This is a genomic window from Williamsia muralis NBRC 105860 (assembly GCF_001598915.1).
Classification (GTDB): domain Bacteria; phylum Actinomycetota; class Actinomycetes; order Mycobacteriales; family Mycobacteriaceae; genus Williamsia; species Williamsia muralis.
In genome coordinates this window covers 970,483-985,402 of the sequence record NZ_BDAP01000002.1, presented here as the reverse complement: position 1 = coordinate 985,402, position 14,920 = coordinate 970,483, and the positions used below count along the sequence as shown (strand labels likewise).

The window sequence follows — 14,920 nt, the reverse complement described above, 5'->3', positions numbered from 1 at the left end:
ACACAGTGGCAACCGACAAGACCAGCAGTCTCGACGACATCATCGGCGAGATCGAGAGCGGCATGACCATCGGGATCGGTGGCTGGGGTTCGCGACGCAAGCCGATGGCACTCGTGCGGGCCCTGGCCCGATCGAACGTCAAGGACCTCACCGTGGTCACCTACGGTGGCCCTGACCTCGGGTTGCTCTGTGCCGCAGGCAAAGTGACCAAGGCATACTACGGCTTCGTCTCGCTCGACTCGCCGCCGTTCTACGACCCGTGGTTCGCCCACGCCCGTACCACCGGCGCCATCACCGTGCGTGAGATGGATGAGGGAATGGTGAAGTGCGGACTCGAAGCCGCCGCATCGCGCCTTCCGTTCCTGCCCATCCGCGCCGGACTCGGATCAGACGTGTTGAAGTTCTGGGAAGGTGAACTCGAAACCGTCACCTCGCCGTACCCCGACGCCGACGGACGCAGCGAGACCCTTGTCGCGATGCCGGCCCTGAAACTGGATGCGGCGTTTGTGCATCTCGACATCGCCGACAAGCACGGCAATGCCGCCTACACCGGCGTCGACCCCTACTTCGACGACCTGTACTGCGGTGCGGCGAAGCGCCGCTACCTCGAGACCGACAAGCTGGTGAGCACCGAGGAGCTGGTCGCAACCGTTCCCGTGCAACGACTTCTGCTCAACCGGCTGAACGTCGACCGGGTGGTGCACACGCCGAACGGCGCTCACTTCACCTTCGCCGGCGACTACAAACGCGACGAGGCGTTCCAGCGTTTCTACGCCGAGTCCGCCAAAGACCCTGCCAGTTGGCAAGAGTTCTCCGACCGATTCCTCGCCGTCGACGAAGAGCAGTACCAAAAAGAGGTCGAGGCATGGAACGCCGAACGAAAGGCCGCACAGTGACATCACCCGCGAGTTCCACCGAATCGACCGTCACCCGGGCCGAGATCTGTGTGATCGCCTGTGCCGAGATCTTTTCCGGCGCCGGCGAGACCATGGCCTCCCCGATGGCCACCACCCCGCTCATCGGTGCCCGGCTGGCCCGTCTGACGAGCGAGCCCGACCTGCTCATCACCGACGGCGAGGCGTTGATCTTCGCCGACACCCCCGCTGTGGGTGCCAGTGGCCCGATCGAGGGCTGGATGCCGTTCCGCAAGGTCTTCGACGTGGTCGCGTCGGGTCGTCGCCATGTTGTGATGGGCGCCAATCAGATCGACCGCTACGGCAACCAGAACCTGTCGGCGTTCGGTCCACTGCAGCAGCCCACCCGCCAGATGTTCGGTGTACGCGGGGCGCCCGGGAACACCATCAACCACCCGACGAGCTACTGGGTCGCCAAGCATTCGGCCAGAGTGTTCGGCGGGGTTGTCGACGTGGTGTCGGGTGTCGGGTACGACAAGGTCGATCCAGCCAACCCGGCGTACCGGTTCCTCAACATCCATCGAGTGGTCACCAACCTCGGGGTCTTCGACTTCAACGGTCCCGACCACACGATGCGTGCGTTGAGCCTGCACCCCGGGGTGAGTGCCGATGAGGTGGCCGAGAACACCGGCTTCGAGGTCGCGGGTCTCGCCGAGGCCGGCGTCACCCGCACCCCGTCCGACGAGGAATTGCGTCTGATCCGCGAGGTCCTCGACCCGAAGGGGCTGCGGGAGAAGGAAGTCAAGCCTGTGGAGGCCGCAAAGTGAGCGGCCCGACGCCTGCGCCCGGGCTTGCCACGAGGTTCACCGAACTGGTCGGGATCAAGTACCCGATCGTGCAGACCGGGATGGGCTGGGTGTCGGGGCCGTCGTTGACGTCGGCGACATCAAACGCCGGCGGTTTGGGCATCCTGGCATCGGCGACGATGACGTACGAGGAACTCGAAACCGCTGTCGCGAAGACCAAATCGTTGACCGACAAGCCTTTTGGCGTCAACATCCGCGCCGACGCCACCGACGCGCCCGAGCGGATCGACCTGCTGATCCGCGAGAAGGTGAAGGTTGCGTCGTTCGCGTTGGCGCCCAAGCGTGATCTCATCGCCAAGCTCAAAGACAACGGTGTTGTGGTCATCCCGTCCATCGGTGCGGCCAAGCACGCAGTGAAGGTGGCGTCCTGGGGTGCCGACGCGGTCATCGTGCAAGGCGGTGAAGGTGGCGGACACACCGGACCCGTGGCCACGACCCTTCTGCTCCCCAGTGTGCTCGATGCTCTGGGCCCGAATGGTATTCCGGTGGTCGCAGCGGGTGGTTTCTTCGACGGTCGCGGACTTGTCGCCGCCCTGTCGTATGGCGCCGAGGGTGTCGCGATGGGCACCCGCTTCCTCCTGACCTCCGATTCCGCTGTGCCGGATGCGGTGAAGAAGGAGTATCTGGCCCGCGGGCTCAGCGACACGGTGGTGTCGAAGAAGGTCGACGGAATGCCGCACCGGGTTCTGCGGACAGAGTTGGTCGACAAACTCGAATCAGGCAGCGCTCCCACCGCCCTTGCGGCCGCAGCCAAGAACGCCAACAAGTTCAAGCAGATGACCGGCATGAAGTGGTCGGTGATGCTCAAAGACGGGCGCACCATGCGCAAGTCGGGCGAACGTACCTGGCAGCAGATCATCATGGCCGGCAACACCCCGATGTTGTTGCGCGCCGGACTCGTCGAGGGCAACACCGAAGCCGGCGTGCTGGCGTCGGGTCAGGTGGTCGGAATGATCGACGACCTTCCCAGCTGCGACGAGTTGGTTCAGTCGATCATGTTGTCGGCGTGGACCAATCTTGAACGTCTGGGGAAGTTCACTCCGGGAGTCTGAGCAAGGCACTATCACCCTGAAAACTGTCGGGTAGCGGGCCGCCGAGGGACATGTTCCCTCGGCGGCTTTGTATTTGGCGGTCTTCAGGGTCGCCAGAAACGCCTCAGGTGATGTCAGACCCCGTCGCTAGAATGGTCGTATGTTGTTGGTCGAGGGGGGAACTCGAGTCACACAGTTGGCCGAGGGATTGAGAGCTGTGCCGCGCGAGGTGAATCGACGGTTCGCTCGCACGATCGCTGACGTGGTCGAGCTGGCTGCGCTGCGAGTACAGGAAGAACTGGCCGTATCAGGCGACCTGGACAAAGCCGCACGCATACCAGTCGTCGAAGTGTCCATGCTGCTGGATGTTTCACGCACCATGGCCGGCGTCTACATCGACAACGGCCTACAACTGCGCGTCCGTTTCCATCAGACACGTGCGGCGTTCGAAGCCGGCGACATCGCATTCATTCATGTACGCGAGATTGTCACCGCACTCCAGGGTCTCGACGACGAGCTACTTGCCAGCGTCGAATCCGAAGCCATACTGATTGCACAGCAGGGACTCTCACGCTCAGTCCTGCGCAACGAACTCGACCGCTTGGTCATCGCTGTCGACCCCGACGGGGCAGCAGAACGACGCAAAGCGATGGAACCGCACCGCGACTACCGATCCTCCCGCGACCTCAACGGCCTCGCCCACATCTCCGCGACCATCACCGCAGCCGAAGCCGCCGAACTCGACGCACGAATCACCGCAGTCACCGGCACCGTATGCACCCGCGACCGCCGCCAACCCCACCAACAACGCGCCGACGCCTTCGTCGCCGTCATGCGCGGACACACACACCTCGACTGCACCTGCGAACGCGACCAATGCCCCGAAAAGCACCGCGAACCCCTACCCGCCCCACCCAAGCCGATAGTCAAAATCCACACCGACGCAGCCACCTTGGCCGTCCTGACCGGCCAGGTCCCCACCATCGACGGATACGGCGTCATCGACCCCGCCCTCGCACGCGAACTAGCCGCCGACGCCACCTGGCAAGGCCTCTACAAAGAAGCCGACCAGATCTCCCGGGGCCGACATCGAAAGCCAGGGATCACCGCCCCACCACCGGGACTGCTGCCACCCGACGGACACGGCGGACTCACCGAACCGCCCCCAGGCGCACTCACCTACCAACTATCACAAGCATTGCGTGAAGCGATCATCGCGCGCGACGGCACCTGCCGCACCCCAGGATGTTCCACACCGGCATCCGAATGCGAGATCGACCACCTCATCCCGTTCGACCATGCCGACCCCCGATCAGGCGGCTGGACCATCGAACAAAACCTCGGCGCCATCTGCCGCCCCGACCACAAACGCAAAACACTCGGCTACTGGATGGCGCGTATGCACGCCGACGGAACCATCACCTGGACAACCCAATACGGGCAAACATTCACCACACGGCCGCACGGATTCGACGCCGCGAGGACGGTCACATCTCCGGCGGTCGAGGCTGCCTGAGTGACCTGTTCTTCAACACCCTCGCGCGGTAGGCAGACAACCTCTGCCAACTCGCCTGCTGCAACGCCAAGGTGAGCCACCCCGCAACGGCCATCCCCGCCAAGTTGATCAGCAACTGCGCCAGACTGCCCACCACGGTGCCGCCGAGACCGAACGTGATACCCAACACCATGTTGCCGGCGGCCGGAATCGTGGTGACCGAGATGAACACCCCCGACAAGCCACCAAGCCTTGCCGACGTCAGCGACAGCACACCAGCGGCACCCGCGAGCATCGCCACTATGAACGACCACTTGTCAGGCGAGTAGATGAACTCGGTGTCCGGCCGCGCCTCCACCACGTCGATCACCGTGATCCACCCCAGTGCGCGGGCGATCAACGCAAAGACTGTGGTGGCCACGATCGCGATCACAAAGCCGCCGCTCAAGGTCGCCACCGCGCGCCGCAGCAACCCGAACCGCCGGCGCACCAGCGCAACTCCCAAAGCAGCAACCGCACCGAACTCGGGGCCGAGCACCATCGCGCCGATCAGGAGAATCGTCGAGTTCAGCACAATCGCAATCGCGCACAGCAGCGTCGCGAGAAACATGAACATCGAGAACGTCCAGTTGAACTCGGAATCCTCGTACGCCTGCTGGGTGACCTCAGTCCAGACCACCGCGTCCGAACTCGCGCCAGGAGTGACGCGTTCCGCGTCGAAAGCCTTCTGCGACATCCAGGTCGGCACTCGAGCGATCTGCACCGAACCGAACCGATGCACTCCCAGATCCCGCAGTTCGTCGATGATCTCGTTCACGCCCTCGCGGGCTACTTCGACCTCGAGCACATCGCCCGCCGGTTTGACCGACGAACCGGCGAACACGGCAACGTTGCTGACCGCCGAGTCATGGATCAGCATCTCCACGATCTGCTCGGTGAGCTCGGTCGGCGTGACCACCCGCATGTGCAGCATCGCAACAAGAGTGCCACGTCAGCGGGGAATGATCCCATCGAGCACCACACTGAGGTACTGCTCGGCCACCTGATGCGCGGTCAGCTCACCACCGGGCCGATACCAGCGCACCGCAACCCACACGGTGTCACGCATGAACCGGTAGACCAGCTCGACGTCGAGATCGCTCCGGAAACTACCGTCGGCGACACCACGATTGAGCACGTCTTTCCAGAGGGTGCGGAACTCGACATTGCGGTCACGGATGTAGGCGAAGCGGTCCTGTGTGGACAATCGCTTGGCTTCGTCCTGATAGATGGCGACGGCGTAGTGGTCGCGGTCGATGCTCTCGAACGAGCCAACAACCAACGCGCGCAGCGTCTCTCGCGCAGGCATACCCGCCGCGACAACCTCGTGGTAAGTGGCGAAGAGCGAGTCCAGGAAACTACGCAGGATCTCGTCGACCATCGATTCCTTGGAATCGAAGTGGTGGTACAGACTGCCGGAGAGGATGCCCGCGCTGTCGGCGATGTCGCGCACTGTGGTTGTGCGCAGCCCGCGCTCGGCGAACAATGAACTCGCCACCGTCAGCAACTCGTCGCGCCGCGACGTTCTGGTCCGGCTGTCCGCCAGGCCTGATTCTGATTCGATCCGCTTTCGGGTCGCAGCCACCCGCCTCACCTCCAAGAGCTCAAGCCTAGCAAGCGCTTGGTTGTTCAGGCGTCCCACCTGCGCGAAGCGGGTGGCATGCGATCCGTCGGTAGAGCTAGTGTCCCAGCTTCTTACGAGCCCGCGCGTTGAAGAACTTCCACAACTTCAACTGAGTGTTGGCGTTCTTGGTGTCCTTGGCCGTGAACGGCGCGGACATCATCTCGGACACCGCGATCTTCAACGTCGAGAACGCCACCGCCCGGGTATGGGAGAAGGTGTCAAAACCATACTTGCCGTGGTAGCTGCCCATGCCACTCTGGCCGGAGCCGCCGAACGGCAGGTCTGGCCCGAACATGTTGATGGCGAAGTCGTTTCCGTTGATCGAACCCGACCGGGTGGCGTCGGCAATCTTGGCGAATCGCTCATTGCGGTCACCGTGCCAGTACATGGTCAACGGGTTCGGATGACTTGTGACGTGGGCGATCACCTCGCCGAGGTCGCGGTAAGGGTAGACGGTGAGCACGGGGCCGAAGACCTCGTCCTCTTCGATCTTCATCCCGGCCTTGACTCCGGTGAGCAGAGTCGGCGGGATCTTCCGAGTTTCGGCGTCCGGAAGACTTTCGCCTGCCGGGATCACCTGATGCTTGGTGGCGCCGAGTGACACTGCATCGTCGATGAGGTCGACGATCCGGTTGAAGTTCTTCTCGTTGATGGTCGACGTGTACTGCGGGTTGTTCTTGATCGACGGAAGGTTACTGCGCCAGCGAGCCAACACCTTGTCGGTGAACTCCCCCAGCTTCGCTTCGGGCACCCACACGTAGTCGGGGCACAGGCACACCTGACCACCGTTGACCAGCCGAGCATCGGCGATGCGGTTGGCCGCCTGCTCGATGTCGGCGTCGATGTCGACGATCACCGGGTTCTTGCCACCGAGCTCGAGCGTGACGGGCACAAGGTTCTTGCCGGCTTCCGCGGCCACCGATCGACCCACATCCGGCGAGCCGGTGAAGAACATGTGGTCGACCTCGAGCTTGGCAAAATCTGAACCGCCACCGTGAGCGCTGGTCAACACGGCAAACTCCTCGAGGCTGAAGTACCTCGGTGCGTGTTTGGCGAGAACCGCGGTGGTCTTGGCGGTGACGGACGACGGACGCACCAGCACTCGGTTGCCCGCAGCGAATGCCGAACCCGCCGGCACGATGGTCAGGTTGAGGGGGAAGTTCCAGGGGCCCATGATGCCGACGACACCCTTGGGGTCGTGGCGGACCTCCTGGCGGAATCCCGCCCGGGCCATCAGCTTGCCCGGCGTGGACGTCTCCATCCACTTGGTGACATGCCTCTTCTGATGAGAGAGGTCGATCATGCATCCGGCGATGTCGGCGGCCATCGACAACTCGCGTGGTCGAGTCCCGAAGTCGGCATTCAACGCCTCGGCAAGCTCTTCGGCGTTGTCGAGCAACAGGGCCTGGAGGCGAACGATCCGGTCGATGCGAGTCTGCGCGTCGGGGATTCCGTCACGCAGGAACGCGGCCCGCTGCAGCTCGAGCAACTCCTGCAGCGACAGCGTGTCGGCTGATTTTTGCTCTGTGACCTGCTTTTTAGCTACGTCTGCCGGTTTGGTCATAACGCGGACCTCCAAATTGCCCTTGGTTACACACGAAACGTTGGAACGATTTTCCAAGTATGTCGCAAACCAGTATGCGCCAACTCACACCAGAGGCGCCAGTGACCCGGGGGCAAAGAGGAGGTACGCGAGCTCGACTACAGCCGCTCGATGATCGTGACGTTGGCGGTGCCGCCACCCTCACACATCGTTTGCAGGCCGTAGCGGCCTCCGGTGCGCTCGAGTTCGTGCAGCAACGTGGCGAACAGCTTGGCGCCGGTGGCGCCGAGGGGATGTCCGAGGGCGATGCCGCCGCCGTTCGGGTTGACCCGGGCCGGGTCGGCGCCGGTCTCCTTGAGCCACGCGAGCACCACCGGCGCGAAGGCTTCGTTGATCTCGATGACGTCGATGTCATCGATGCTCAGGCCGCTCTTCTCCAGTGCGTACTTGGTCGCGGGGATGGGCGCAGACAGCATCATCACGGGGTCGTCGCCGCGCACCGAGATGTGGTGGATGCGCGCGCGGGGCGTGAGGTTGTACTGCTTGAGTGCTTCCTCGGACACCACGAGGGCAGCGGATGCGCCGTCGCAGATCTGGGAGGCGACAGCAGCCGTCAGCGACGAGCCCTCGGCCAGTACCGGAAGTCCGGCCATCTTCTCCAGCGATGTCTCGCGGGGGCATTCGTCGACGACACAGTCTCCGAGCGCCACGGTCTCCGCAGCGAAGTGGCCCTCATCGATGGCACGGCGCGCACGCTGGTGCGACTGCAGAGCCCACTGCTCCATGTCTTCGCGGCTGATGTCCCACTTCTTGGCCATCATGTCGGCGCCGGCGAACTGGGAGATCTCGGCATCGCCGAACCGCTCGTCCCAGCCGACCGATCCCTTGAACGGGCCTTCGAATCCGTACTGGACGCCGGCCAGCATGGCGGCCGAGATGGGGATGGCGCTCATGTTCTGGACGCCGCCCGCGAGCACCACGTCCTGCGTGCCACTCATCACGGCCTGCGCGGCGAAATGGATGGCCTGCTGCGACGACCCGCACTGGCGGTCGATGGTGGTGCCGGGGATGTCGAGGGGCAAACCGGCTGTGAGCCAGGCGGTTCGGGCGATGTTGCCGGCCTGCGGCCCGATGGTGTCCACGCACCCGAAGATGACGTCGTCGACGACCATCGGGTCGATGCCGGTGCGCTCGAGCGTCGCCTTGATGACGTGCGCGCCGAGATCGGCAGGGTGCACCTTGGCCAGTGAGCCGTTGCGCTTGCCGACCGGCGTGCGTACGGCATCGACGATGTACGCCTGAGGTTTGGACATTGTGTGCTCCTTCGATCAAAAAACGTGGCGGTTCGATCTGGTGGGTCAGGCCCGCTGGCTGGAGATGGAGACCACTTCACCGGTGAGGTAGGTGGTGTAGTCGCTGGCGAGCATCGCGATGGTCGCCGCGATCTCCCAGACCTCGGCGGCGCGCCCGTAGGCCTCGCGGGAGGCGAGGTCGGCGAGCAGCTCTTCGCTGGTGACCTTCGCGAGGAAGGGATGGCGGGCGATGGAGGGAGCCACCGCGTTGATTCGCACGCCGTACTCGGCGGCTTCGATCGCCGCACATCGGGTCAGTGCCATCACCCCGGCTTTTGCTGCGGCGTAATGGGATTGGCTGTGCTGTGCACGCCAGCCGAGAACCGACGCATTGTTCACGATCACGCCGCCGTGGGGTGCGTCGCGGAAGTAACGCAACGCCGCGCGGGTCGCGCGGAAGGTGCCGTTCAGCGTGATGTCGATGACGCGATCCCACTCGTCGTCGTCCATGTCGACAACCGGGGTCTCACCACCGAGTCCGGCATTGTTGATCAGCACGTCGATACGGCCGAGTTCGGAGGCCGCGGACTCGATCAGGGCATTGACCTCTGAGGTCTTCTGCACGTTGCACACCACGGACGCCACGGTCTGGTCGGCGAACTCACCCTTGAGTTTGTCCACGGTCTCGCCGAGCCTGCGCTCGTGCCAATCGCTGACCAGCACATCGGCGCCTTCGGCCAGAGCCCTGCGCGCGGAGGCGAACCCGATCCCGGTGCCCGCGGCGGCCGTCACCACGACCTTGCGGCCGGCGAGCAGGCCGTGGCCTGGGATCTCTTCCGGCGGCGTCGCCAGCGGACTGGAACCTTGCTGAACTGTCACGGTCGTGCCTCTCGAGGTAATCCGAGCACCCGCTCGGCAATGATGTTGCGCTGCACTTCATTCGAGCCGCCGTAGATCGTGTCGGCGCGGGTGAACAGGAACAACCGCTGCCACTGATCGAGTTCCACCTGGTCCGGCTCGAAGATGTTGTTGGGTTCACCCTCGCTGGTGCGATCGGGTGCGATGAGCGACGGGGCCCCCTGGACCGCCATTGCGAGCTCGCCGAGGTCACGATGCCAGTTGGCCCACAACAACTTCGACACCGAGGCCGCTCCCCCGGCGCCGCCGGTGTCCACCACGGCCAGTGTGCGTTGTGCGTGGGCACGCATCACCCGGAGCTCGAGCCATGCCCGGGCGATCCGCTCCCGGATCACCGGGCTGTTCGACGACCCGTTGGCCTTTGCCATCTCCACGATGTGTTCGAGTTCGCGCGAGAAGCCCACCTGCTGGCCGAGCGTGGACACACCCCGCTCGAACTCGAGCAGACCCATCGCCACTTTCCAGCCCTCACCGGGTTCGCCGACAACAAGGCCGGCCTCGGTGGTGGCGTCGTCGAAGAACACCTCGTTGAACTCGGAGGTACCGGTGAGCTGCTGGATCGGCCGGACGGTGACGCCGGGTTGATCGAGCGGCACGAGGAGAAAACTCAGACCCTTGTGACGCGAGGACCCCGGCTCGGTGCGGCACAGCACAAATGCCCACTGGGCGACGTGTGCCAGCGAGGTCCAGATCTTCTGCCCGTTGATGACCCACTTGTCGCCGTCGAGTGTGGCGGTGGTGGAGATGTTCGCCAGGTCCGACCCCGCGCCCGGTTCGGAGTAACCCTGAGCCCACAACTCGTCGACCGTGGTGATGCCCGGCAGGAAACGTTTCTTCTGTTCCTCGGTCCCGAAGGCGATCAGCGTCGGGCCGAGCAGTTCCTCGCCCACGTGGCTGACCCGGGCCGGCGCGCCCGCCCGGGCGTACTCCTGATGAAAGATGATGCGCTGCTCGATGGACGCGTTGCGGCCGCCGTGTTCCACGGGCCAACCGAGGCACGTCCACCCCGAGGCGGCCAGCAGCCGGTCCCACGCGAGCCGCGGCCCGTAGAACTCGTGTTCGCTGCCTGGGCCGCCGCGTGACTTAAGATTCGCGAACTCGCCGGTCAGGTTGTCGTTTAGCCACTGTCGTACGGCAGCCGCGAAATCGGCCGCCGAACCATCCCATTCACCCAGGTCCACGCCTCGGTCAGCGAGGTTGATCGCCGTCATGTGAACCAGCGTAACCGACCAAGCACTTGCTCGGTTAGCGCACCCAAGCAAGTGCTAGGTTTTGGCTTCGGAACCTGCGCTGTACCAGGTGGTACTAGCCTTTCACGCAGGTGTGAGCTCCGGGAGGAATCGTGTCCATTTCAGCAGATCAGCCCACCCCAGACCGGCTCGACGTCGACGCCGTCACCACCACACCGCAAGCCTTGCGCCGAGCCGCGCAATTGTGGCCGGACGGTCTGGCGATCATCGACGACCAGTGGGGCGAGACGGTCGAACTGACCTGGTCCGACCTCCTCGGCGCCGTGCGCACTTTCGCGGCCGGCCTGATCGCGGAGGGCATCGAGGCCGGCGACCGGGTCGCCATCTGGGCACCGAACAGCTTCCACTGGCCCATCGCTGCGCTCGGTGCCCATTTCGCCGGCGCCACCCTCGTCCCACTCAACACCCGTTACACCGCGGCGGAGGCGCTGGAGATCGTCCAGCGCACCAAGGCCAGGGCCATCGTCGTGGTCGGCCAATTCCTCGGCACCGACCGGGTCGAGCAATTGTGCGCCGAGGCGGGCGGTGACCTCGCCGCTGCGTCGAACCTGGCCGTGGCCATCCGCGTACGACTCGAGGCCGATGACCATCGGGGTGCGGTCGCTGTCGACTGGAACGACTTCCTCTGTGCAGCAACCGACGAGGGCAGGGCCGAAGCCGACGCACGTGCATCTGCGGTCGCTCCCACCGACATCTCCGACGTGCTGTTCACCTCCGGGACCACCGGCAGGTCCAAGGGAGCCCTCGCCGAGCATCAGCAGACGGTCGCCGGCGCTCGCGCATGGGCCACCAACGGGAACCTGGGGACCGACGACCGCTACCTGATGGTGAATCCCTACTTCCACACCTTCGGCTACAAGGCCGGAATCCTCGTGTGCACCCTGATGGGCACCACGATGATCCCTCTGGCGGTGTACTCCACCGATGCCGCGATGCGGCTGATCGAGCAACGCAAGGCCACCGTGTTCCCCGGCGCCCCGACCATCTTCCAGACGATCCTCGACGCCCCCCGACGCCCCGAGTTCGACCTGTCGTCACTGCGGCTGGCAGTCACCGGCGCCGCGATCGTGCCCGTGGTGCTCGTCGAGCGGATGCAACGCGACCTCGGCATCGAGACCGTCATCACCGCCTACGGCCTGACCGAGGCGAGCGGCTTCGTCACCACCTGCACACCCGACGACGACGATCAGACCGTGGCCAACACGTGCGGCCGCCCGTTCACGGGCATGGAGATCAAGCTCTCGGAGAACGGCGAGGTGCTGGCCCGCGGCAAGATGGTCATGCGCGGCTATCTCGACGACCCCAAGGCCACCGCAGAGGCGATCGATGCCGACGGCTGGCTACACACCGGCGACATCGGAACAATCGACGAGCGCGGAAATCTCTCCATCACGGACCGCCTGAAAGACATGTACATCAGTGGCGGATTCAATGTGTACCCCGCAGAAGTCGAGCAAGTTCTCGCCAGAATCGACGGGGTGGCCGAGGCTGCCGTCGTCGGTGTACCTGATGAGCGATTGGGAGAAGTGGGGCGCGCTTACCTCACGTTGTCACCGGGCGCGTCCGTTGACGAAAAGTCGGTCATCGAGTACTGCCGTCAGAAACTCGCGAACTTCAAGACTCCGCGTTCGGTCATCATCATCGATGAGTTCCCGCGCAATGCCGGCGGCAAGATCCTCAAGCGCGAACTGCACTGAACCCGGCCATGCCTGTCTTCGCGAGCTTTGTTCCGCTGATGAACAGTTTGTCTCACTTCGACTATCCGCAACTCAAAAGGGACAACGGTTTGTCACACAAGTTCACAAATGATCGCGACGGTCATGAATGTTTTCGATTCTTTTCTGAATGCGCACTAAAACAATTCGAAGACAACCACAGGAGAAACAAATGACGGGCGGCCCGATTCCTCGGGCCGCCCGTCATTTTGACTACAGTTGTGGTCAGTTCAATGCGTCAGTGCGCCTCGTTGTAAGCCTCGACGACATCCGCGGCAATACGCCCGCGCGATGACACCTGGTGGCCGTTACGACGGGCCCAGTCGCGGATTGCCGCTGTTTGCTCGCGATCCACAGATGCCTTGGTGGCGATCCCTTTCGCGCGCTTACGGCCACTCACACGTCGAGCGTGCTCAGCCCATTTCGCCACGTCGTCACGCAGCTTGTCAGCGTTCTTGCTGGACAGGTCGATCTCGTAGGTGACGCCATCGACGCCGAACTCCACGGTCTCGTCCGCTGTCTTGCTGTCATCAACATCATCTACGAGTGTGACGGTTACCTTCTTAGCCATAATGCTCCATTCTGATGGCTCCCGGATCCAACTTTGACAGTTCCGGCACACAACGCAAACGAACAATATTCATGGTGGCCGCCTATCGGCCGCCAGCATAGCGCGAATGAACCGTCAACGCTAATAAGAGGAAGTGTTTTCCAGTAACGTCATTGCTGCGGCTTGACGAGTGGAAAGAGGATGGTTTCGCGAATGCCGAGACCCGTCAGAGCCATCAGAAGTCGGTCAATGCCCATTCCGGTACCGGTCGTCGGCGGCATGCCCTGCTCCATGGCCGCAAGAAACTCTTCATCGAGCACCATTGCCTCATCATCACCGGCACGAGCCAAACGGGCCTGGTCGACGAACCGCTCCCGCTGAATCACCGGATCGACCAATTCGGAATAACCGGTAGCCAATTCGAACCCGCGGACATAGAGATCCCACTTTTCACTCACACCCGGCTTGTCGCGGTGCTCACGCACCAGGGGTGATGTCTCGACCGGGAAATCGCGGACGAATACCGGCCCCGACAACCCGTCGCCCACCTGGTGTTCCCAGAGTTCCTCGACGAGCTTGCCGTGGCCGTAGCCCTTGCCTGCCGGGATCTCGAGCCCCACATCGGCGCTGATGGAGAGCAGTTTCTCGACCGTCGTGGCCGGGGTGATCTCGATCCCGAGCGACTCGGAGAGCGAGGGATACATCTCCACCGACTTCCATTCCCCGCTCAGATCGTTGATCGATCCGTCGGCCATCTCCGGGGTCAGTGTGCCGAGGGCGGCCATCGCCACTTCCTGGATCACCTCACGTGTCATCGTCGCCGAGTCGTCATAGGTGCCGTACGCCTGGTACGTCTCCAGCATCGCGAACTCGGGCGAATGGGTACTGTCGGCGCCCTCGTTGCGGAAGTTGCGGTTGATCTCGAAGACCCGCTCGATACCGCCGACCACAGCCCGCTTGAGGAACAGCTCTGGGGCGATGCGCAGGTAGAGGTCGATGTCGAGGGCGTTGGAATGTGTGACAAACGGCCTGGCGGCCGCACCACCGTGCAGCGTCTGCAGCATCGGTGTCTCGATCTCCAGGAATCCCCGCCGCTCCAGCGCCGCGCGCAGTTCCCGCAGGACCGCGACGCGTGTTCGCGCCATCTCGCGGGCCTGGGGCCGCACGATGAGGTCGACGTACCGCTGGCGGACACGCGTTTCCTCGTTCATCTCCTTGTGCGCCACCGGAAGTGGGCGCAGCGCCTTGCTCGCCATCTGCCACGTGTCGGCAAGCACGCTCAATTCTCCGCGACGCGAGCTGATCACCTCGCCGTGAACGAAGACGAAGTCACCGAGGTCCACATCGGACTTCCAGGCGGCCAACGACTCCTCACCCACACCGTTCAAGCTGATCATGGCCTGCAGCTGCGTGCCATCGCCTTCCTGCAGTGTTGCGAAGCACAGCTTCCCGGTGTTGCGGATGAAGATCACCCGGCCGGCGATGCCGACGACCTCACCTGTCTGGGTGTCGGGCTCGAGGTCTGGGTACTTCGCGCGGAGCTCGGCCAGTGAATGGGTGCGCGGAACCGACACGGGGTAGGCCTGACCACCCTCGGCGAGGATGCGATCGCGCTTCTCGCGCCGAACTCGCAACTGCTCCGGGGTCTGGTCCTCGGTGTTGTCGACTGCTGCATTTTTCCGGCCTTGGCCACGGGCTTCATTCACGCCAACGACCCTAGCGGCCGAACCTGGGTTGGCCATA

General features: G+C 63.8%; 13 protein-coding genes. 5 read left to right on the top strand and 8 right to left on the bottom strand.

What is annotated here, in order from left to right:
• Positions 1-5 precede the first annotated feature (5 nt).
• The 4 genes from WIMU1_RS11290 to WIMU1_RS11275 all read left to right on the top strand — a co-directional run bounded on the left by WIMU1_RS11290 (position 6) and on the right by WIMU1_RS11275 (position 4,267).
• Positions 6-896 carry a CoA transferase subunit A gene (locus tag WIMU1_RS11290; RefSeq protein WP_062797165.1) on the top strand — a complete coding sequence of 297 codons (891 nt, stop codon included), beginning with the start codon at positions 6-8 and terminating at the stop codon, positions 894-896.
• On the top strand, positions 893-1,681 hold the full coding sequence (locus WIMU1_RS11285; RefSeq protein WP_245968916.1) for a CoA-transferase: 789 nt from the start codon (positions 893-895) through the stop codon (positions 1,679-1,681). The genes WIMU1_RS11290 and WIMU1_RS11285 overlap by 4 nt, the downstream gene beginning before the upstream one ends.
• Positions 1,678-2,772, top strand: a complete 1,095-nt coding sequence (locus tag WIMU1_RS11280) for an NAD(P)H-dependent flavin oxidoreductase (RefSeq protein WP_062797161.1) — start codon at positions 1,678-1,680, stop codon at positions 2,770-2,772. Before WIMU1_RS11285 ends, WIMU1_RS11280 begins: the two co-directional genes overlap by 4 nt.
• A gap of 139 nt (positions 2,773-2,911) precedes the next feature.
• Positions 2,912-4,267: an HNH endonuclease signature motif containing protein gene (locus tag WIMU1_RS11275; protein WP_062797160.1), complete on the top strand. Its 1,356-nt coding sequence runs from the start codon at positions 2,912-2,914 to the stop codon at positions 4,265-4,267.
• Here the strand turns inward: WIMU1_RS11275 and WIMU1_RS11270 are convergent.
• From WIMU1_RS11270 to WIMU1_RS11245, 6 genes are all read right to left on the bottom strand, one after another.
• Positions 4,239-5,219: a DUF389 domain-containing protein gene (locus WIMU1_RS11270; protein WP_062797158.1), complete on the bottom strand. Its 981-nt coding sequence runs from the start codon at positions 5,217-5,219 to the stop codon at positions 4,239-4,241. The genes WIMU1_RS11275 and WIMU1_RS11270 overlap by 29 nt on opposite strands.
• Positions 5,220-5,237: 18 nt before the next feature.
• A complete protein-coding gene (locus tag WIMU1_RS11265; protein WP_062797625.1) occupies positions 5,238-5,870 on the bottom strand; it encodes a TetR/AcrR family transcriptional regulator in 633 nt (210 codons plus the stop codon).
• Between the two features lie 94 nt (positions 5,871-5,964).
• Positions 5,965-7,473, bottom strand: a complete 1,509-nt coding sequence (locus WIMU1_RS11260) for an aldehyde dehydrogenase family protein (protein WP_062797156.1) — start codon at positions 7,471-7,473, stop codon at positions 5,965-5,967.
• 137 nt (positions 7,474-7,610) lie between these two features.
• Positions 7,611-8,765: an acetyl-CoA C-acetyltransferase gene (locus WIMU1_RS11255; protein ID WP_030172582.1), complete on the bottom strand. Its 1,155-nt coding sequence runs from the start codon at positions 8,763-8,765 to the stop codon at positions 7,611-7,613.
• Positions 8,766-8,810: 45 nt separating this feature from the next.
• Complete coding sequence (locus tag WIMU1_RS11250) at positions 8,811-9,623, bottom strand: SDR family oxidoreductase (protein ID WP_023961152.1); 813 nt, start codon at positions 9,621-9,623, stop codon at positions 8,811-8,813.
• On the bottom strand, positions 9,620-10,873 hold the full coding sequence (locus WIMU1_RS11245; RefSeq protein ID WP_062797154.1) for an acyl-CoA dehydrogenase family protein: 1,254 nt from the start codon (positions 10,871-10,873) through the stop codon (positions 9,620-9,622). Before WIMU1_RS11245 ends, WIMU1_RS11250 begins: the two co-directional genes overlap by 4 nt.
• Positions 10,874-11,004: 131 nt before the next feature.
• On the opposite strand from WIMU1_RS11245, the gene WIMU1_RS11240 reads away from it, so the two are divergent.
• The gene (locus tag WIMU1_RS11240) at positions 11,005-12,609 is read left to right on the top strand and encodes a FadD3 family acyl-CoA ligase (RefSeq protein WP_281275229.1); all 1,605 of its coding nucleotides are present in this window, start codon (positions 11,005-11,007) and stop codon (positions 12,607-12,609) included.
• Between the two features lie 256 nt (positions 12,610-12,865).
• On the opposite strand, the gene WIMU1_RS11235 is transcribed toward WIMU1_RS11240, so the two are convergent.
• Positions 12,866-13,198 carry a histone-like nucleoid-structuring protein Lsr2 gene (locus WIMU1_RS11235; protein ID WP_023961146.1) on the bottom strand — a complete coding sequence of 111 codons (333 nt, stop codon included), beginning with the start codon at positions 13,196-13,198 and terminating at the stop codon, positions 12,866-12,868.
• 149 nt (positions 13,199-13,347) lie between these two features.
• Positions 13,348-14,919 carry a lysine--tRNA ligase gene (gene lysS / locus WIMU1_RS11230; RefSeq protein WP_084248163.1) on the bottom strand — a complete coding sequence of 524 codons (1,572 nt, stop codon included), beginning with the start codon at positions 14,917-14,919 and terminating at the stop codon, positions 13,348-13,350.
• Between the last annotated feature and the right edge of the window lies 1 nt (position 14,920).

What these genes read in the sequence shown, in the direction of transcription:
- WIMU1_RS11275 (WP_062797160.1), top strand. Translation starts at nt 2,912, where the DNA reads ATGTTGTTGGTCGAGGGGGGAACTCGAGTCACACAGTTGGCCGAGGGA.
- WIMU1_RS11270 (WP_062797158.1), bottom strand. Translation starts at nt 5,219, where the DNA reads ATGCTGCACATGCGGGTGGTCACGCCGACCGAGCTCACCGAGCAGATC.
- WIMU1_RS11260 (WP_062797156.1), bottom strand. Translation starts at nt 7,473, where the DNA reads ATGACCAAACCGGCAGACGTAGCTAAAAAGCAGGTCACAGAGCAAAAA.
- WIMU1_RS11255 (WP_030172582.1), bottom strand. Translation starts at nt 8,765, where the DNA reads ATGTCCAAACCTCAGGCGTACATCGTCGATGCCGTACGCACGCCGGTC.
- WIMU1_RS11245 (WP_062797154.1), bottom strand. Translation starts at nt 10,873, where the DNA reads ATGACGGCGATCAACCTCGCTGACCGAGGCGTGGACCTGGGTGAATGG.
- WIMU1_RS11235 (WP_023961146.1), bottom strand. Translation starts at nt 13,198, where the DNA reads ATGGCTAAGAAGGTAACCGTCACACTCGTAGATGATGTTGATGACAGC.
- lysS (WP_084248163.1), bottom strand. Translation starts at nt 14,919, where the DNA reads ATGGCCAACCCAGGTTCGGCCGCTAGGGTCGTTGGCGTGAATGAAGCC.